We start from the raw sequence: 21,337 nt of genomic DNA, 5'->3' as shown, positions 1-21,337 counted from the left end.
ATTTCAAATAAATCAAAATATTCACAATTTATTAAATCTGAGGCCTTACGCCTGGGCTTTTTGTCCTGTGGTATATCCAAAGCTGATTTTTTGGAAGATGAAGCTCCCCGACTCGAAAATTGGCTTAAAAATAACCGTCATGGACAAATGTCTTATATGGAGAACCATTTTGACAAGCGTTTAGATCCTAGATTATTAGTAGACGGAGCCAAAAGTGTCATTTCGCTTTTACTCAATTACTATCCTTCTGAATTACAAAGAGAAGATTCGTATAAGATTTCTAAATATGCTTACGGGCAAGACTATCATTTTGTAATCAAAGAGAAGCTAAAAGAATTGCTAGATGCAATCCAAGACCAAATAGGTGAAGTTTCAGGTCGTGCTTTTGTAGATTCAGCACCTGTTTTAGACAAGGCGTGGGCTGCTAAAAGTGGCTTAGGATGGATTGGTAAAAACAGTAATCTTATCACTCAAAAAGTAGGCTCTTTTTACTTTATTGCAGAATTAATTGTTGATCTAGATTTAGATTACGACAATCCAACAACCGATCATTGTGGGACTTGTATTGCCTGTATTGATGCCTGCCCGACTCAGGCAATTATAGCGCCTTATCAGGTTGATGGAAGCAAATGTATTTCGTATTATACCATTGAATTAAAAGAAAATCTTCCTGAAGCAGCAAAAGGGAAATTGGACGATTGGGCATTTGGTTGTGATGTATGTCAAGACGTTTGTCCCTGGAATCGTTTTTCCAAAGCGCACAATGAACCATTATTCAATCCCAACCAAGACATATTATCTTTTTCAAAAAAAGATTGGGAGGAAATTACGGAAGAAGTTTTTTTGAAAGTCTTTAAAAATTCGCCAATTAAACGCACTAAATTTGAAGGGATAAAGCGTAATATCAATTTCTTAAAAAATTGATTTAGCTTTCACTTGATGTTCTTACCACAATATTGGTTTCAAGTTCAATTGTTTTTGGAACGAATTTCTCTTCCTCTTTTCTGCAGGTCATTTCTTCTAAAAGGAGATTAAAAGCAGTGATGCCCATTTCATAACTAGGTTGTTCTATAGTGCTCAAATTGGGTTTAATTACTTGAGACATAAACCAATTACTAAATCCTATAATCTTTAGTTCCTCAGGGATTTTTATTCCTTTGGAGTTACAATAGTCGATGGCGCCAACGGCAACTAAATCAGTTATAGCAAAAAGGCCGTCCACATCTGGATGGTCTTCCAAGAGTTGTTTTGCAAATTCTTTACCTTCTTCAAAGGAAACTTTTTCACAGGTGTAGACTAATTTTGAATCAAAAGGAATGTTGTTTTTTTCCAATGCTTTTTTATAACCTAAATAGCGATCTATTGAATTTTGAGGATTTAAAGGTCCGCGAATATGAGCAATTTTTTTACAACCACTATCTATCAAATGCTGCGTAGCGTCAAAACCTGCCTTTTGATCATCGATTATTACTTTTGAACATTTAGCAAGTTTGGCGATTTTATCAAACATCACAAGAGGAATTTTTCTATCTATTATCTCTTGGATGTGAGAATCATTGTTTGATTCATTGGATAACGAAATTAAAATCCCATCTACCCTTTTATTGATTAATAACTCGACTTGTTTTTTTTCTAATTCAAGACTTTCGTTAGATTGTAAAATAATAACTAAATAACCATTCTTTTCTGCCTCTTCAATTATTGATTTAATAATGTTTGAAAAAAAATAATGGGATACTTCGGGTATGATTAAGCCTATTGTTTTAGACTCTTTAGTTCTTAAATTAACTGCAAAACTATTCGGCGTATAATTGAGATTCAACGCCAACTCCTTAACCGCTTTTTTAGTTGTTTCACTTACATCAGAATAATCTTTAAGCGCCTTTGAAACGGTCGTTATAGAAATTCCTAAGGTGGTTGCAATTTCTTTAAGAGTGATATCTTTCATTATCTTGATGTTTCTTAGTAATTAGTTATAGCAGATTGATTCTGTTCTACCTCAATTTAAAGCTTGTTTTTGGTATACAAATTTATCAACAATATTATTGATTTTTATCAAATGATTAACCAATAAATTAAATAATTACAAATTATAAATCTAACGTTATATTTTAAACATTATAAGAGTTCTTAATAAAAAAGCGGTTTCCATTTGAAACCGCTTTTATTAAGATTATCTTTTATTTTAACTCTAAAATCACAGCCTCGTACGGTCGTAATGTATTGTTTTTTATAGATTTAGACTTTGGGTAATTGGCTAATAAAATTCTTGATTTTTCTGTTGAAAATCCTAAACTATACGAACTTTCTTTTTCCGTAAAGTTCAATACAATTACTATTTTTTTGCCATCAAGTTCTCTTAGGTATGAAAATACATTTGGATTTTCTCGGTCTAAAAGAGTGTATTTTCCATATTGAAGCACAGGATTTGCCTTACGAACTTTTACTAATTTTCTGTAATAATTCAATACTGAATTTGGATCTTTTTCTTGTGCTTCGGCATTAATGAATGTATAGTTTGGATTCACTTTTAACCAAGGTTTTCCTGTTGTAAACCCCCCCATTTGCGCTAGCATTCCACTGAAATGGAGTTCTTCCATTCTCTCTTGATGTTTGTTTCTTGTTTTCTAAAAAGGCATGTAAATCACCACCTGCGTTTTTAAGCTCTTCGTATTTGTTTCGAGTATCAACATCGTTGTAATCCTCGATTTTGTCAAAACGAATATTTACCATTCCAATTTCATCTCCATTGAAGTTGTAAGGAGTTCCTCTCATAGTCATGACAAAAGTGGAAAGCATTTTGGAAGAAATAGCTCTAAATTGCGGAGTGTCATTTCCAAATTTACTTACCATTCTGGGTTGGTCATGGTTTGCTAAAAAGATAGAAAGCCATCCTTTGTCTTTAAAAACTTCATCATATCTTGAAAATATGTCTTTGTATTTTACTAAGCCAAATTCACGAACATGATTCCCAATATCGACACTTTCAAAGTGATAAGCTAAATTCAACTCTTTACGAGCTGGATCAACAAACTTCATTGCCGCTTCTGGAGAATCTCCTGCTCCTTCTGAAACGGTCATAGCATCTGGGTATTTGCTAAGGACCTCGCGGTTCATTTCTTGAATGTGTTCATGGAGCCTTGGTCCGTTTCCGTAAAATTTGATAATTTCAAGCGTGTTTTTAACAATTTCTTTTGGTAATTCAGGGAAAGTATCATCTTTTGAAATAAATTGGAAAGCATCCATTCTAAATCCGTCGATTCCTTTGTTCAACCAAAACGCCATGATGTCATAAATTTCTTTGCGAAGTGCAGGGTTATTCCAGTTTAAGTCAGGTTGTTTTTGAGAAAAATAGTGTAGGTAATACGCATTGGTTGTGGCATCGTATTTCCATGCATTACTTTTTACGTCAAAAAAGCTCCAACGGTAGGGAGGAGTTCTTTTTTCGGCAGGCCACCAATAGTAGTAATCACGGTATTTATTGTCTCTAGAACTTTTGGATTGTTTGAACCATTCGTGTTCATCACTGCTGTGATTTACCACCATATCCATGATTAATTTGATGTTTCTTTTGTGCATTTCTTTTAACAAAAGATCAAAATCTGCCATCGTTCCAAAATCCTTCAAGATTTCTCTGTAGTTGCTAATATCATAACCATTATCATCGTTTGGAGAATCATAAATAGGGCTTAGCCAAACCGCGTCAATTCCTAAACTTTTCAGGTAATCTAATTTTGAAATAATCCCTTTAATATCGCCAATTCCATCTCCATCGCTGTCTTTAAAACTTCGAGGGTAAATTTGGTAAATCACGGCTTCTTTCCACCATTTTGCATCGCTACTTTTAACAATAGTAGTTTTGTTTTCTTGTGCTGTCATAGAAGCCAAAGAAGCAAAAAATAAGGCAATTAATAGTAATTGTTTTTTAATCATAAGTAAGTCAAAATTTAGTTTTTATTTAATGATTTCGTTGAACTCCAAACGTTCTCCGTCAGGACCTAAAATATTGAAATATTTACAGCCTTTATTCCAAAAATCCAGGAAAACAGGTTCTGTTTCAAGAATGGTGAAATTGTTTTCTTTCAGTGTTTTGAAAGTTAAATCAATATCATCTACATCAAAGGCAACGTGGTCAATATGTCCGTCTTTTCTATTAGCAATTTCGGACAGGTGAGAGGCTGGCATTTGGTATAATTCCAAAATCATAGTGCCACGTTGCATCATGGCGACAATTCCACCTTTTTCACCTTCAATTTCAAAGGTTGATGGCATGACATTTTTAAAACCGAATTGCTCATAAAAAGCAATTGATTTTTGAAGGTTGGAAACTGGAATTCCAATGTGTTGTATGTGGTTTATTTTTAAATCCATGGTCTAGATTTGCATAAATTCAGCAATAGCTTCAGGTGAAATTTTTGGATTTGCCCCTTCTTCTTGAGCTACTAATGCTCCTAAAGCACAGGCGAAATTAATGGCCTCTTGTGGTGCAATTCCTGCCAATAATTTGGACAACAATCCAGCCAAAAAAGAGTCGCCTGCGCCCACAGTATCAGCCACCGTTATTTTGTAGCCGCTATTGTAAAATAGTTGATCGTTATAAAATAATACCGCCCCGTGACTTCCTTTAGTGACACAAATATGTTGGGTGTTTGTTTTCTCAGCAATAAACAGCATGTTTTGTTCCAATGAATGATATGGAGAACCTAAATTGGCGCTAATTTCATACAATTCATCATCATTAAATTTGATAAAATCAGCTTTGTTCATTAAGTCTGAAAGCAATTCTTTGGTATAAAAAGGCGCTCTTAAATTCACATCAAATATTTTGTATTTAGCAACGTTTAATAAGCTTAATAAACTTTGATAAGAAGCGGTGTCTCGACAAACTAAACTACCAAAAACGACTGCATCTGCTAAGGAAACAATATCGTGTGCTTCAGGTGTAGCTTCGATTTTGTCCCAAGCTACAGGATAATTGATGGTGTAAGAAGCGGATCCTTTTTCGTCAAGTTTTACTGTAACTTCCCCGGTTGAAAAGTGGCTGTCGGTTTGAATATAAGTTGTACTTACATCATTTGCTTCGATAAAATCTAAAAGCTCCTTTCCTTTTGCATCCTGACCAATTCGACTGATAATTTTGGTTTCGATTCCAAGTGAAGCCAATCGTAAACCAACATTTAGAGGGGCTCCGCCAATTTTTGTATGAGTTGGGAATACATCAAATAAAACCTCGCCAAAGCAAACTATTTTTGATTTGTTTATTGTTGAATTCATTTTTTAAGCATTTTATGTTCTAATTCCTCTAGCGATAATCCTTTGGTTTCTGGCATCATAAACAAAACAAAAATCAATTGAAGTACCATCATAAAAGCGAAGAAAGCAAAAATCGGCCACGGATTCTCTTTAAAAATATCAATCACTACAGGACCAGCTAAAGTGATTAATGCTGCAAAAATCCAGTGAATTCCTGTTCCAAAGGATTGTCCATTAGCGCGAACATTATTTGGAAATATTTCCGAAATAAAAACCCAAATTACAGCTCCTTGTCCAATGGCGTGCGAGGCAATAAATACCATTATTGATACCATTAATACTAGTGAACCTAGGTTGTTATGAAAAGCTAAAGCTACCATTCCTAAACTCAATATGTAACCTACGGAACCAATGAGCATTAATTGTTTACGGCCCAAGACATCAATCAAACGCATCCCTGCAAGAGTAAAAACGAGATTTGTAACACCAATTAAAATCGAATTTAATAATGACTCTTTGGAACCTAAACCTGCCATTTCTAAAATTTCTGGAGCATAATATAAAATGAAATTAATTCCTGAAAGTTGGTTAAAAAAAGCTAATAAAAAAGCTAATATAATAGGTAACTGGTATTTTTTTGAAAAAATAGTTTCTTTTACCTTTGTTGCTACAACATCTTTTTTGATTTCATTAAAATTCTCTAAAGCTTCTTCCTTATTATAAATCATTTCAAGCACCTGCAATCCAACAACATCATCTCTTTTTTTAAGAATCAACCACCGTGGACTTTCAGGTATTTGCAAAACAATAATGCTGTAAATTAAAGCTGGAACTGCTACAATTCCCACCATCCATCTCCAGTCGTTTATTCCTCCAATCCCTTCAAATAAGTAATTTGAAAAAAAGGCGATTAGGATTCCAAAAACAATATTAAATTGAAATAATGTACCTAGCTTTCCTCTGTTGGCTGGTGTTGAAATTTCTGAAATATAAATGGGTGCCGCTACTGATGAGGCTCCAACTCCAATACCGCCAATGAATCTAAAAAATGAAAATACATATGGATTGGGTGCTAGTGCAGAACCTAAAGCCGAGACCAAAAACAATATACCAATCCAGAATAAAGTTTTCTTTCGCCCCCATTTATCGCAAGGAAAGCCTCCAAGTAAAGAACCTAAAACGGTACCCCATAAAGCCATTGACATTATAAAAATTCCATGAAACAATGGTGTTGTGTGCCACAATTCCTTGATAGGTAAGTTAGCGCCTGAGATGACAACAGTGTCAAATCCAAATAAAAATCCCGCAACAGCTACGGTAAGTGACCAATTTCTAACGTTATTCATTTTATTTATTTTTGGTTGAGTTAATTTTGAATTGAAAAAATGCAATTTACCAAACTCCTTTTAGAGAGTCGATAGTTATATTTTTAATTACTTGCTTGTCGTTGGACTGAATAGTAAGTTTGTTGTAAGGTTGAATGGGGAAAATTTGTTCTGTTAGCGAATATACTCCTCCGTTTAAGAAAATTTCAATAGACGACCAATCCACTACAATTTGAAAATCGATTATTGCAGTGGTTAAATTTTCAGTGGGAGCGGTATGAATCTTTTCGCCAAAACTTTTTTCAAAATCCACTTTTCCTGACTGACGTCGATCAACAGAAAACAATTTGTTTTTTGCATCATATTCTAAAACCAGAGAGTCGTTTGCATCATTTGAAAAAACAATTTTAAGGTTTTTATTTTCTGCTGTAAAATGAATTTGAGATTGGTTTAAATTGCTGTAATTTAAAGTAGTTGCGTTTTCTTTGGAGACAACCATTTTTTTGGCAGAATAATCAGTAGTCTTTATTGTGTTGATTTGTGCAACGGGTTTGCTTTGCAGTACATAATCTCCATTTATTTTTGAAAGAGAAAGGGTTCTTGGCAAAGTCATAGCACTTCTCCAATTGGTGGTTGGTGTGTTTCGAGCATAATTCCAATTACTCATCCATCCTACAAATAGTCTCTCACCGTTGGGAGCATCATTATAGGTGACTCCAGCATAATTGTCAGTACCATAATCCACCCATTTCGTTTCTTTTTGATTGGTAGTAAATTTTTTTCCATCAAAATCCCCTACAAAATATTGTGTGGCTGAGCCTCCATTAGGACCGCCAGGATTGATACTAACTAAGAGTACCCATTTTTCTTCTTTTGTACCGTTGATTTTAAGAGGAAATACATCTGGACATTCCCAAACACCTCCATGAGCACCTTTATCTTGACCAAATTCACTTTCCAATTTCCATTGTAATAAATTGGAAGAAGTGTAAAATTGTGCACGATCTCCAGCAACCAGAACTAAATTCCACTGTTTCGTTGCTGCATTCCAAAATACTTTTGGATCTCTGAAATCCTTAAGAGTAGTATTATTGATGATAGGATTTGCTTCATATTTTTTCCAGGTTTTTCCTTCGTCTAAACTGTAAGCCAGTCCTTGAGTTTGAGTATTTATTTTACCTGCTTTTTCAAACTCCATATTATGATAGGTAAAAACTGCAATCATCGCTGGATTTTCCTTAGTGCCAAGACCAGAGGTGTTTTCAATATCCATTACAGCACTCCCTGAGAAAATATAACCTAATTCATCTGGGTACAAAGCGATTTGTTGATGCTTCCAATGAATTAAATCAGAGCTAGTTGCATGTCCCCAATGCATAGGACCCCAAACAATGTCTTCGGGATAGTATTGATAAAATAAATGGTAAACCCCTTTATAGTATACCATTCCGTTAGGGTCATTCATCCATTTCTTTTCTGGAGAAAAATGAAACTGTGGACGGTAAGGCTCTTTGTGCCATAGAGAGGAATTAGTAGCTATTGTATTTGAGCTTGAGATTTCTATGGTTCTATTTTTCTGGGCTGAAAGACAGTTTGCTAGCAGAGATAAAACAATAAAGCAATTCAATGTTAGTTTTTTCATGTTTAAAATTTAAAGTGTTTAAAAATAATATTCTTTTACATACAATTGACAAAACGAAATGAGTATCGTTTCATTACATAGTCGAAAACGTTGTCGAAATTGTCATTTGGATTCATTTTAGAAATGGATTGATTAGAACAAAAAATCAAGACCTAATAATTTTCGTTTTTTTTACTTTAAGCACCTTTTTTTGCGTTTTTGAAGAATTCGCAATAATCGCAACTATTTTATTGAATTGATAAAGAAAATTCATTGATTTGTCAATACATCTAAATAAATCTTATTAAATGTGTTTTTTTAGTCGTTTTTTTTTGCAATAAGTGTATTTTTAAAACTCTTTTTTTGCGATATCAATTTTTAATCGAAAACGTTTTCGATACAGCGAAATCGATATAGTTGCATTTTTCTTAATTTTTTCCCAAAAAATATAGTATGTTTGACTCCATAATTTAAAACAAACCATTTATTAACCAACTTATTTATTACGTATGAAAAATAGTCTACTTAAAGGCTTGATGGTTTTTCTAACCATGCTATGTACAAGTTTGACATACTCGCAAGATGTGTCAGGTACTGTTTCCGATGCTAGCGGACCTCTTCCAGGGGCTTCTGTATTAGTTAAAGGAACTACAAAAGGAGCACAAACTGATTTTGATGGAAAATTTACTATCAAAAATGTTGGCTCAAACGCAGTTTTAGTTTTTAGTTACATTGGTCTTAAAACTCAAGAAGTAAATGTAGCAGGAAGAAGTAATGTAAATGTTACTTTAAAAGAAGATTCAGCAGAATTGAAAGAAGTAGTCGTAATTGGTTACGGTTCTGTGAAGAAAAAAGATGCAACTGGTGCAGTTGATCAATTGAGTTCAAAAAGCTTTGACAATGTTGGAGCGCCTAACCCTGCTGACTTATTAAGAGGTAAGGTTGCTGGTGTTCAAGTAACGCAGTCAAGTGGTGAGCCAGGAGCTGCTGCTAGCATCAGAATTCGTGGTAATTCATCTATCCGTTCTGGAAATGGACCACTTATCGTTGTTGATGGTGTGCCTTTGGATGGTGGAGATGTTTCTCCAGGAAATGATGTTGGTTTAGGAAGTCAATCTGCAAGAAACCCATTGAACTTTATCAACCAAAATGATATCGAAAGTTTGACTATCTTAAAAGATGCGTCTTCTACAGCTATCTATGGTTCTCGTGGAGCAAATGGTGTTGTAGTTATTACTACTAAAAAATCAAAATCGAAAGAGCCACAATTAACTTACTCTAATTCATTTACTTTCAGCTCATTGGCAAGTAATTTGGAGTTAATGTCAGCCAACGAATTTGTAGCTAAGGGTGGAAAAGATAACGGGTCAAGAAGTTACAACTGGGAAGATGCTATCATGAGAAATGCATTTTCATCAAACCATGATGTGTCTTTCACTAAGTCAACTGAAAACTCATCTACACGTGTGTCCATCGGCGCTTCTAACACAGAAGGTATCGTTAACAAAACTGGTTTAGACAAATATACTTTTGCTTTAAACAACTCAAACGATTTCTTTGGAGGCGCTTTAAAAGTTGATACTAAAGTAAATTATTCTAATTTGAGAGACCAGGCAGCTTTGATTTCAAATGATGCAGGTTTTATTGGTAACTTAATCGGTGCTGCAATGTACTGGAACCCAACGGATAGATTAACTAACACTGATGGTTCATATAATATGTCACCTAATGGTGGGTCTGGAATTAACAACTCTTTCTTGAATCCAGCTTTATTATCTGATGCTTACACAGATTATACAAATACTAACAAATTGTTAGCGAGTATTAAATCTACTTTGAAAATCAACGATAACTTGAACTACCAATTCCTATTTGGTGTGGAGACTTCTAATTCTACAAGAAAATCTCAATTGTCTCCAGGTATTCAAATTCAAAACGTTGCACAAGCAACTGCTCCAGGTTCTTCTGTAGTTAAATTTGGACAAGCTGGTGTAACTCAAATCGAAAGAATGAGTAGAACTTTTGAGCATACTTTGAATTACAATAAAACATTCAACGATAATTTTATTTTTGATGCTTTGGCAGGTTATTCTTACTATGATTACACTGCAAGTGGAAGTAATTTTTCTGCAAAAGGTTTTGATCCAAAACAAACTAACTTAATCGATAATATTGAAGGAGGTTTGCAAAATGAATACCGTGCGTCTTCATTCAGAAATAGAAACGAATTACAGTCTTTCTTTGGAAGGGTTAATGCCACTTTATACAAGAAATTCTTAATTACTGCATCTTTACGTTCTGATGGTTCGACTAAGTTAGGAGCGAACAACAAATACGATTATTTCCCTGCAGTAGGTTTAGGATACAAAGTATTTGAAGACAAAGTTGGTTTAGTAAACAGTATTAAATTAAGAGCTAACTACGGTATTACTGGTAACCAAGAGTTTGCAGTGAATTCTGCAGTCGCTCGTTCAACTTACCTTATAAACGGAAAGTTAGAAAGTGATTCTGGAGCTAATGCAAACTTGATATGGGAAACTACTACATCTTCAGGTTTGGGAGTAGATTTTGCTTTATTCAATAATAGATTTACAGGTTCTGTTGATTATTTCATGAGAGATACACAGGATTTGATTTTCCCTGTACCTGCGGCTACTTCTCAGCCAGGTCCACCATCTCCACGTTTTGTAAATTTGGCAGGAAATTTGATTAACAAAGGTTTAGAAGTAAGTGCAAATTACAAATTGATCGATACACAAGATTTAACTTGGGATATCTCTGCTAATGCTTCTTTCTTATCTAATACAATGGAAAACTTTGCTGGATTTCTTGAAGCAGGTGGCTTGAATGGTCAAGGTTTAACTGGAGCATTTTCTCAAGTTGTAACTAACAATGAGCCAATTTACAGCTACTATATGTATGAGTTTAGAGGATACGATGCAGCTGGAGCTTCAATCTATGCAGATGCTGCTGGTGCGGATGCTACTTTAGGTTTAGCGGCTAAAAAGTTAGTGGGAAAACAAGGTTTGCCAAAAATGAACTTAGGTTTCTCTACTAATGTAGCTTACAAAAACTTTGATGCAGCGGTTTCTTTCTACGGAGCTTTTGGTCACTATTTGTATAACAATACGGCTAATGCATACTTCTTTAAAGGAGCTTTCAATGGTGGAAGAAACGTACCTGCTAGTGTAGCTACTTCTCCACAAGATGCTGGAGATCCAAATTCACCATCTACTAAGTACTTAGAAAAAGGAGATTTCTTAAGAATGGGTAACTTGACTTTTGGATATACTTTTACAGGGGCTGCTTTAGAGAAAATGAAAATCAAATCAGCACGTTTCTTTGTAAACGGTCAAAACTTGTTGTTGTTTACTAACTATTCTGGATTTGATCCTGAGGTAAACACTGACAAAACATTAAATGGAGTTCCTTCTGCTGGTATTGACTACTTGTCTTACCCACGTTCAAAAGCATTTGCTTTAGGTCTTAATGTAACTTTTTAATACTTTTAATCATGAAAAGAAATAATTTAATTAAAGGATTTTTATACTTAGGTATAGCTTCTTTTAGTATTGGTTGTACAAATCTAGATGAAGAAATCTTAGATGGTGTACCCACTAAAGATTCTGCCGGTAATGCAACAAATACTGCTGCTTCATTAGTAGCTGCTTACGAGGGGTTGAGAGACTTCAATGGGCAAGGTGGTGTGTATGCAATGGATGAAATGTCAACTGACGCGATGGTTGGACCTACGCGTGGAGGTGACTGGGATGATAATGGTGCTTGGAGACAAATCCACACACATACATGGGCTCCAGATCATCCAGAAGTACGTAATGCTTGGAATTCTTTATTATCAAATGCTTACAATTGTAATTTAGTAATTGAGAATGGTGGTACTGCTGCTCAAGTAGTTCAAGCTCGTTTCTTACGTGCTTGGTACTACTATAATGTAATTGATTTGTTTGGACAAGCGCCTTACAGACCAGCTGGTTCAGCTTTGACTGACGATCCTAAAGTATGGAAACGTGCTGAAGCAACTGAATTTTTTATTAAAGAATTAGAAGCTATTATTGGTGCTTTACCTGCAAGAACTGCTAACGATGCAAGTATTGCTAACAAAGATGCTGCACATTTTTTATTGGCAAAATTCTATTTGAACAAAGCCGTATTTACTGCTGCTGATCCAGCAGGACCATACACATTTGCTGCTGCTGATATGACTAAAGTAGTTCAAAATGTAGATGCTATTTCAAATACTTTAGCTGCTAACTATTGGTTGAACTTTTCACCTAATAACAATACTTCTTCCGAAATTATTTTTTCTTCTAAAAATAATAAAGGGGGAGACGGTGGAAACATGCAGTCTAAATGGAGAATGTCTAATCACTACAACCAAACTCCAGACGGATGGAATGGATTTGCGACTGTAGCAGATTATTACAGTAATTTTAATGCAGCTGATGCTCGAAGAACTTACAGTACTCCTGATATTATCAGAAACTTTGGTAACCCTGCTGGATTCTTGGAAGGACAAATGTTCAAACCAGGCGGAACAGAGGCTTTAAAAGATAGAAATGGAAACAATCTAGTTTATTCTAAAGAAGTGACTTTGATTACTTCAGGTAAATCTTTAGAAACTGCAGGTGTACGTGCTTTTAAATATGTGCCAGATTTTGATAATATTGGTCAACCAGATAATGATTTAATCTTGATGCGTTATGCAGATGCTTTGTTAATGAAAGCAGAAGCCATAGCTAGAGGTGGTTCAGGATCAGTTGGAGACATTATGACGCGTTTAGCTACTAGAGCTGGCGTTGCTCCTGCTCCTGCTACGTTGGATGGTATTTATGCTGAAAGAGGTAGAGAATTATGGTGGGAAGGTTGGAGAAGAAACGATGCTATTCGTTTTGGAAAATTCCTTGCTGCTAGAGGTTTAAAACCATATACTTCTGATAAGAAATATGTTTTATATCCAATTCCTGCTCAGGCATTATTTAATGCTAACTTAACTCAAAACCCTGGTTATTAATAATCTTGATTTTGATTGAATAGAATGAGGAGGGTAAGTACCCTCCTCATTTTTTTTAGAGCCTTAGGGCTCTTTTTTTGTAAATTGTAGTTTAGTTTTAGTACTTTTTAAGCTATTTTTAATTTTTTTATCTACTCCTTTTTACATAAATTGCTCCTTATTATAGTTATAAAATAAATCTTCATTTGACCATGTTGTACCGCCTGCTTTTGTTTGTTTCTTTATCTGTTTTTGTGAGTTGTTCTAAGGGCAATTCTGATTCTTTGTTTACGCTATTGGATGCATCTCAAACGGGTATCGATTTCACCAATGAGGTCAAAAATGGAGAGAATATGAACATTTTTAAATACCGAAATTTTTATAATGGAGGTGGTGTAGCCATTGGGGACATCAATAATGATGGATTAGCCGATGTTTTTTTTATTTCAAATCAGGGTGCTAATAAATTGTATCTCAATAAAGGGGAGTTCAAATTTGAAGATATCTCAGTTGCATCAGGCATTCAAGGGAAAAAGGCTTGGTCAACCGGTGTGGTGATGGTCGATATTAATGGTGATGGGTTTTTAGATATTTATGTTTTGGATGCAGGAAGCAATATTGATGCCATTCGAAAAAGCCAATTGTATATTAACAATGGAAACAGCACTTTTACAGAAAAAGCGGCTGAATACAATTTAGCAGATACTGGAATTACTACTCATGCCGCTTTTTTTGATTACGATAAAGATGGCGATTTAGATTGCTATATTTTAAATAATAGTTTTATTCCAGTGAGTTCTTTGAACTATTCTAATAAAAGAGAGTTGCGTGACAAAGATTGGAAAGTGGCTGACATTTTAAAAGGCGGTGGCGATAAGTTACTACGCAATGATAACGGAAAATTTGTTGATGTCAGTGAGACTTCGGGTATTTTTGGAAGTTTGATTGGTTTTGGATTAGGAGTTACTGTTGGTGATGTCAATGGGGATTTGTATCCAGATATTTATGTATCCAATGACTTTTATGAAAGAGACTATTTGTATATTAATAATAAAAACGGAACATTTTCTGAACAAATTCAAACCTGGGCAACTCACCTGAGTCAGTCTTCTATGGGTGCTGATTTAGCTGATATCAATAATGATGGAAGAGCTGATATCTTCACCACCGATATGCTACCAGAAGGCGATGAGCGTCTTAAAACGACTACTAGTTTTGAAAATTATGATTTATTACGACGAAAATTAAACATGGATTTCTTTAATCAGTACATGTCTAATGCTTTGCATATCAATAATGGAACTCATTTCACTGAAATCGCCAACTTTGCTGGAGTTGGAAAAACAGATTGGAGTTGGGGTGCATTAATTTTTGATATGGATAATGATGGGTTCAAAGATATTTATGTATGTAATGGTATTTACCACGATTTGACTAATCAGGATTTTATGGACTTTTTTGCCAATGAATTAATGCAAAAAATGGTTGTGACGGGTCAGAAAGAGGATATAGAAACGATCATTGCTAAAATGCCAAGTACTCCAATACCTAATTATGCCTTTAAAAACAATGCCAATTTAACCTTTGATAACAAAGCGACTAATTGGGGCTTGGATACGCCAAGTTTTTCTAATGGGGCAGCGTATGGTGATTTAGATAATGATGGCGATTTAGATTTAGTAGTGAATAATGTGAACATGGAATCTTTTGTTTACAGAAATAACTCGGAAAAAAATAAAGCCAATCGCTTTTTAAAAGTGAAACTTAAAGGTGATCTTAAAAATAAATTTGCAGTAGGAAGTGTTGTAGAATTGTATTCTGGTAAATCAATTATTCGTCAGGAGTTAATACCTTCGAGAGGTTTTCAATCGTCTGTAGATTATGTAATGACGTTTGGTTTAGGAACCAAAAAAGTGGATTCAATGCAGGTTATTTGGCCAAATGGCAAAACGCAAATGATTAGAAAAGTTGCTTTAAACACCACTGTTAATTTATCAATTGCGAATGCTACATCAGACTATGTAGTTAAAACAACAACTACAAAACCACTATTAAAAGAAGTTGCTTCCAACTGGGTAGCGCACAAAGAAAATGATTTCATTGATTTTGATTATGAAGGATTGATCTCTAAAATGCTTTCTCAAGAAGGCCCCTCATTAGCTGTTGGGGATGTTAATGGCGATGGAAATGAGGATGTATTTATTGGCGGAGCCAAAGGACAATCTGGAAAACTATATATAAATAAAGGAACTAATTTTAGTCTAACTTCCCAAGCAGCTCTAGAAGCTGATGCCAATTTTGAAGATACTGCCGCTAGTTTTCTCGATGTAGACGGTGATGGTGATTTGGATTTAGTAGTAGGTTCTGGTGGCAATGAAAGAACCAGTCCAGAAAATTTTAAAAGTCGTTTGTATTTGAACAACGGAAAAGGAGTTTTTACAAAATCCAAAACTGCGATTCCTTCTGCAAATGCCAATGTTGCCGTTATTGCTCCTTACGATTATGATCAAGATGGTGATGTAGATATTTTTATAGGTAGTAGAAGTGTTCCCGGAGTGTATGGTATCGACCCAAAACATTTATTATTAGAAAATGACGGAAAAGGAAATTTCATTAATGTTATTGATAAAAAAGCTTTTAAGCTAAATACTGCAGGAATGATTACAGATGCCGGTTGGGAAGACATTGATAATGACGGGAAGAAAGATTTAATCGTTGTTGGCGATTGGATTGCGCCTCAAATATTCAGAAATTCAGGAAAACGTTTGACTGTTTTTAAATCCAATTTAACGGACTACACTGGGTTTTGGAATTCAGTACAATGCGTTGATTTAAACAAGGATGGCAAAAAAGATTTCATTCTAGGGAATAAAGGAACAAATACATCGTACAAAGCAACAGCTAAAAATCCGATGCGATTGTTTACTAATGATTTTGATAGTAACGGAACGATTGAACAAATTACTACACGAACAATCGATGGAAAAGACATGCCAATTAATTTGAAGCAAGAATTGGCAAAACAAATCCCTTCTATCAAGAAGAAAAACTTGAGTTATGGCGATTATGCTAAGAAATCCATTCAAGAGATTTTTTCGCCAGAAGTGATTACTAATTCCTTACAAAAAGTGGCAGTTATTCAAGAAAGTATCATTGCTATAAACAAAGGCAATGGTCAATTTGAAATACAGATAATGCCTCAAGAGGCGCAGTTGTCATCTGTCAACACTTCTTGTGTGATGGATATCAACAAAGATGGAATTTTAGATATTGTTTTAGGAGGCAATCAATACGAATTCAAACCTCAATTTGGTCGTTTGGATGCCAGTCACGGAAGTGTTTTATTGGGAAATAAAAAAGGAAAATTTAGTCTAGTATCATACCCAAAATCAGGACTATTTATTACTGGCGAAGTACAAAAGATGAAAACTATTCGAACTAAAAATAAAACCACTTCATTTATAGCGGTAGTGAATAATGGCTCACCTAAACTGTTTACTATCAATGAATAATTTCATCAAAATAGTTGTAGCCTCACTTATTATTTCGGGCTGTTCCAAAAAAGAAAAACAATTGTTTGACAAATTGTCTCCTGACGAAAGTAAGGTGCAGTTTGTGAACCAATTGGATGAATCTAAAGGGATTTCTATTTTAGATTATCTGTATTACTATAATGGGGGCGGAGTGGCGCTAGGCGACATCAATAATGACGGTTTGGTAGATATTTATTTTACGTCTAACCAAGGGAAAAACAAATTGTACCTGAATAAAGGCGGAAATAAATTTGAAGATATTTCTATCAAAGCGGGTGTTGAAGGCGAAAGCGATTGGAACACAGGGGCTGTAATGGCGGATGTTAATGGCGATGGTTATTTGGATATTTATGTTTGTGCTGTAGTAGGAATCAACGGCTTTGAAGGGCACAACGAATTGTACATTAACAACAAAGACAATACGTTTACTGAACGTGCTGCAGAATATGGCCTAGACTTAGACAATTTCAGTACATCGGCTGCATTCTTTGATTATGATAATGATGGAGATTTGGATATGTATTTGTTGAATCATGCGATTCATTCAGAGTCCTCTTATGGAAAAGCGGATATTAGAAATAAAAGAAGTTACGAAAGCGGTGATAAGTTGTTTCAAAACAACAACGGTCATTTTGTGGACGTAAGCGAAAAAGCAGGAATTTTTGGTGGAGCAAACGGATATGGTTTAGGAATAGCTATTGCTGATTTTAATTTAGATGGCAATCCAGATATTTATGTTTCTAATGATTTTCACGAAGATGATTATTATTATTTGAATAATGGTGATGGGACTTTTACCGAGTCTATGAAAAGTTATTTTGGACATACCAGCCGCTTCTCTATGGGTGTAGATGCTGCCGACATTAATCACGATGGATTTCCAGATTTAATGACTTTGGACATGCTTCCTGAGGACGAAACTGCTTTAAAATCATCTGCAGGTGATGACAACCCACAAATGTTAAAATACCGTACAGAAAAGTTAGGCTACCACTATCAGTATACTCGAAACATGTTGCAAATCAATCAAGGAGGTAAGCATTTTACTGAAACTGCGCTTTTGAGTGGTGTAGCAGCAACTGATTGGAGTTGGAGTACTTTATTTGCTGATTATGACCAAGATGGTGAACAAGATATTTTTGTATGCAATGGAATCCCAAAAAGACCAAACGATTTGGATTACATCAAATACTATTCGAATGCAAGTATAAAAACCAAGTTAAGTTCGACTAAATTGTTAGACAAACAAGCTTTGAATAAAATGCCTTCGGCTAATGTTACTAATTACATCTTTCAAGGGTCTAAAGATTTACAATTTAAAAATCGTTCTAACGATTGGATAGAAAACGATTCCATTATTTCTAATGGAGGTGCGTATGCCGATTTAGATAATGATGGTGATTTAGACGTTGTGACTAATAATTTAAATAGTGTTGCTTCAATTTATATCAATACCACTAACGAAAAAGCGAATTATTTAAAAATTAAACTACAGTTTGGAGGGAAAAACACTTTTGGTGTTGGCGCTAAAGTCATCTCATATGTCAAAGGACAAAAGCAGTTTAAAGACATTCAAACGGCACGTGGATTTCAATCCAGTTCAGAACCTATAGCCCATTTTGGTTTTGGAAATAGCACTCAGGTTGATTCTGTTAAAATCATTTGGCCCGATAAAACATACCAAACGCTAACAAAGGTAAAAACGAATCAAACTCTTACGGTTAAGCCCAGTAAGAATAGAAAATCATTTAATTATGCAACCTTACAAGCTGGAGTGCTACCTGTTTTTAAAAAATCAACCACCAATTTAGGAATTGATTTTATACATCAAGAAAATGATTTTGTTGATTTTACAGCCCAAAAATTGATTCCATACCAACGTTCGGATCGCGGACCTGCAACAGTTATTGGCGATTTAAATAATGATGGAAAAAGTGATGTTTTCTTTGGAGGGGCACAAGGAAAACAAGCGGCAATATACCTTCAAAATGGGAATGGATTTACAAGAAAGAAGTATACATCTATTGTTTCCGATTCTATTTATGAAGATGCGTCAGCAGTTATTGCTGATTTTAATGGGGATCGTCAAAACGATTTAATTGTAGCTTCAGGAAGTGGACAATTTGCTGCTGATTTGGTTCATCGTCTGTATTTAGGAGCTAGTTTGACTAAAAGTATTTTTCCTGAAACGAAGGCAATGAATGCATCGGTGATTAAAGCGTTTGATTACGATAAAGACGGTGATTTAGATTTGTTTATTGGGAACAATTCAAAGTACAATAGTTTTGGAAAGATGCCAGACTGTTATTTATTCAATAACAATAAAGGCATTTTTACTATTGTGCAAGCGGCCACTTTTTCTGGAATTGGAATGGTTACAGATGCTATTGTAACTGATTTTAATAAAGATGGAAATCTAGATTTAATTGTTGTTGGCGAATGGATGAAACCTAAATTTTTCGCCAATAGTAAAGGGAATTTCAAAGAAATTACAGATAGTGTATTGCCTGAAAAATTGAATGGTTTATGGCAATCAATAGCTGCATTTGATATTGATCAAGATGGCGATCAAGATTATGTAGTGGGTAATTGGGGAATGAATTCCAAATTTAAATCATCAAAAGAATTTCCTATGAAGATGTACTATGATGATTTTGACCTCAATGGAACATTTGAAACCATAGTGGCCATAGAGAAAAATGGGAATTATTATCCTACAATGGGATTAGATGAATTAGTAGAAGAATTCAGCGGTATGTTGAAGAAAAAATTCAATAATTATAAATCTTTTGCAGGTAAAAAAGTCGAAGAAATTTTTGATGTGTCGCTTTTAGAAAAAGCAGCCTTGTATGAAGTGCATAATTTACAATCGGGATATTTGAGAAATGACAAGGGAAAATTTACCTTTGTGCCGTTTTCTAACAAAATGCAGGTAAGTCCAATTACAAGTTTTGTTGCATCAGATTTTGATGGTGATGGAAAACAAGAGATTTTTGCAGCAGGGAATTACTTTGGTGTAACGCCTTATCATAGTCGTTTCGATGGATTTTCTGGAGCTCTAATCAAAAACCATAAAACCATTTATTTGGGTCACCAACTTGGAATAGATTTGTCTCAAAAAGCAGTTCGCCATTTAGATATTATTCCGTTTAATGGTAAGAAATACCTTTTGGTAACTATCAATAATAAGAAAGCAGAAGTATACGATCTGCCTCGAAATAAATAAATAAATAATATGAAAATTAAAATTACTCTTTTGGGATTATTGTTGGTTCTTTTTAGTGCTTGTAAAAAAGACCAACCCATAGTAGTAACTACCGATGATTATTGTGCTGCGGTAGATACTGTAACGGGAATTATGGTTCATGATATTTTTTCTCCACCCGTTGCGGCTAGAGTATATGTATATCCAAATATTGCCGCTTATGAAATTATCGCTCAAAACAGTACTGAGTTTGAAAGTTTACAAGGACAATTGAACGGTTTGGATTCTATTCCAACTTTAGATAAAAAGTTAGGAGTGAATCAAAAGCTAGCAGCATTAATTGCTCATATGGAAGTAAGTAAACAATTAATTTTTTCAGAACAAGCATTAGAACAATACAGAGACAGTTTGTATGAAAAGTGGACCTCTGAAAATAAAAAAGAGTTTGAAGTTTCTAGAGATTACGCTTTGAAAGTAGTAGATAGAATTAAAATCTGGATGAGTAAAGATAATTACAAGCAGTCACGAACTTTTCCTAAGTTTTCAGTTCATACGGATCAACCAGGCAGATGGCAACCTACTCCTCCTGCTTATATGGATGGAGTTGAGCCACATTGGGGAACAATTCGAACTTTAGTAATGGACTCTGCAGCACAATTCAAGCCAAAAGCACCACATCCATTTTCTACAGACAAGAATTCGTTGTTTTATAAAGAAGCCAAAGAGACCTATGATGTAGGAAATAAAATGTCTGAAAAATTAGTAGCAATTGAAAATGCGAAGTCGAACGAAATTCCTGAAGAATCAGCAATTGCTACTTTTTGGGATTGTAATCCATATGCTACCGTAACGCAAGGTCATATGATGTTTGCTAAAAAGAAAAATACTCCGGATGCGCATTGGATTAACATCGCTAAAATTGCATTAAAGAAGACAAAATCAAATTTTGAGACCACTGTTTTTACTTTTACCAAAACATCTATTGGGATATTTGAAAGTTTTATTAGTTGCTGGCATGAAAAATACAGAACGAATGTGATTCGTCCAGAAACCTATATTAATTTATACATAGACGAGGATTGGAAACCGCAGTTGCAAACACCGCCATTTCCGGAATATACGAGTGGACATTCTGTGGTATCGTCTTGTTCGTCAATAATTTTAACTTCAATATTTGGGGATAATTTTAGTTATACAGATGATTCTGAAATTCCTTTTGGATTGCCAAAAAGAGATTTTAAGTCATTCAAGCAAGCTGCTTCCGAAGCCTCTATTAGCAGATTGTATGGCGGAATTCATTACCGTGCTGCAATAGAAAATGGCGTTGATCAAGGCACAAATATTGGGAACTACATCAACAATGAACTACGTTTTTTTAAATCAAAATAA

13 protein-coding genes are annotated in these 21,337 nt (G+C 34.7%); 6 read left to right on the top strand and 7 right to left on the bottom strand.

The genetic code is table 11. From position 1 onward, the window contains the following. Positions 1-924 carry a tRNA epoxyqueuosine(34) reductase QueG gene (queG, locus tag LPC23_RS01165; RefSeq protein ID WP_229331607.1) on the top strand — a complete coding sequence of 308 codons (924 nt, stop codon included), beginning with the start codon at positions 1-3 and terminating at the stop codon, positions 922-924. A 1-nt stretch (position 925) separates the two neighbouring features. Here queG and LPC23_RS01160 read toward each other — a convergent pair whose 3' ends face one another. From LPC23_RS01160 to LPC23_RS01135, 7 genes are all read right to left on the bottom strand, one after another. Beyond that, complete coding sequence (locus tag LPC23_RS01160; RefSeq protein ID WP_229330422.1) at positions 926-1,948, bottom strand: LacI family DNA-binding transcriptional regulator; 1,023 nt, start codon at positions 1,946-1,948, stop codon at positions 926-928. 232 nt (positions 1,949-2,180) lie between these two features. Then, on the bottom strand, positions 2,181-2,528 hold the full coding sequence (locus LPC23_RS10285) for an alpha-glucosidase C-terminal domain-containing protein (RefSeq protein ID WP_338032148.1): 348 nt from the start codon (positions 2,526-2,528) through the stop codon (positions 2,181-2,183). Next, positions 2,503-3,933, bottom strand: a complete 1,431-nt coding sequence (locus tag LPC23_RS01155; RefSeq protein WP_338032147.1) for an alpha-glucosidase — start codon at positions 3,931-3,933, stop codon at positions 2,503-2,505. The genes LPC23_RS10285 and LPC23_RS01155 overlap by 26 nt, the downstream gene beginning before the upstream one ends. A gap of 21 nt (positions 3,934-3,954) precedes the next feature. Beyond that, positions 3,955-4,371, bottom strand: a complete 417-nt coding sequence (locus tag LPC23_RS01150; protein ID WP_229330420.1) for a VOC family protein — start codon at positions 4,369-4,371, stop codon at positions 3,955-3,957. A 3-nt stretch (positions 4,372-4,374) separates the two neighbouring features. Then, positions 4,375-5,274, bottom strand: a complete 900-nt coding sequence (locus tag LPC23_RS01145; protein WP_229330418.1) for a carbohydrate kinase family protein — start codon at positions 5,272-5,274, stop codon at positions 4,375-4,377. After that, positions 5,271-6,599, bottom strand: coding sequence for a sugar porter family MFS transporter (locus tag LPC23_RS01140; RefSeq protein ID WP_229330416.1), 1,329 nt, complete (start codon positions 6,597-6,599; stop codon positions 5,271-5,273). The genes LPC23_RS01145 and LPC23_RS01140 overlap by 4 nt, the downstream gene beginning before the upstream one ends. A gap of 46 nt (positions 6,600-6,645) precedes the next feature. Further along, entirely contained in the window at positions 6,646-8,220 is a 1,575-nt protein-coding gene (locus LPC23_RS01135; protein WP_229330414.1) for a glycoside hydrolase family 32 protein, read from the bottom strand. A 488-nt stretch (positions 8,221-8,708) separates the two neighbouring features. On the opposite strand from LPC23_RS01135, the gene LPC23_RS01130 reads away from it, so the two are divergent. The 5 genes from LPC23_RS01130 to LPC23_RS01110 all read left to right on the top strand — a co-directional run bounded on the left by LPC23_RS01130 (position 8,709) and on the right by LPC23_RS01110 (position 21,337). Beyond that, positions 8,709-11,702, top strand: a complete 2,994-nt coding sequence (locus LPC23_RS01130; protein ID WP_229330412.1) for a SusC/RagA family TonB-linked outer membrane protein — start codon at positions 8,709-8,711, stop codon at positions 11,700-11,702. Between the two features lie 11 nt (positions 11,703-11,713). Beyond that, complete coding sequence (locus LPC23_RS01125) at positions 11,714-13,231, top strand: RagB/SusD family nutrient uptake outer membrane protein (protein ID WP_229330410.1); 1,518 nt, start codon at positions 11,714-11,716, stop codon at positions 13,229-13,231. Between the two features lie 191 nt (positions 13,232-13,422). Then, entirely contained in the window at positions 13,423-16,722 is a 3,300-nt protein-coding gene (locus LPC23_RS01120) for a CRTAC1 family protein (protein WP_229330408.1), read from the top strand. After that, positions 16,715-19,969, top strand: coding sequence for a VCBS repeat-containing protein (locus LPC23_RS01115; protein ID WP_229330406.1), 3,255 nt, complete (start codon positions 16,715-16,717; stop codon positions 19,967-19,969). Before LPC23_RS01120 ends, LPC23_RS01115 begins: the two co-directional genes overlap by 8 nt. A 9-nt stretch (positions 19,970-19,978) precedes the next feature. Then, positions 19,979-21,337: a vanadium-dependent haloperoxidase gene (locus LPC23_RS01110; RefSeq protein ID WP_229330404.1), complete on the top strand. Its 1,359-nt coding sequence runs from the start codon at positions 19,979-19,981 to the stop codon at positions 21,335-21,337.

It is taken from the genome of Flavobacterium ammonificans (assembly GCF_020885975.1).
Classification (GTDB): domain Bacteria; phylum Bacteroidota; class Bacteroidia; order Flavobacteriales; family Flavobacteriaceae; genus Flavobacterium; species Flavobacterium ammonificans.
This window is presented reverse-complemented; position numbering and strand designations above follow the sequence as displayed.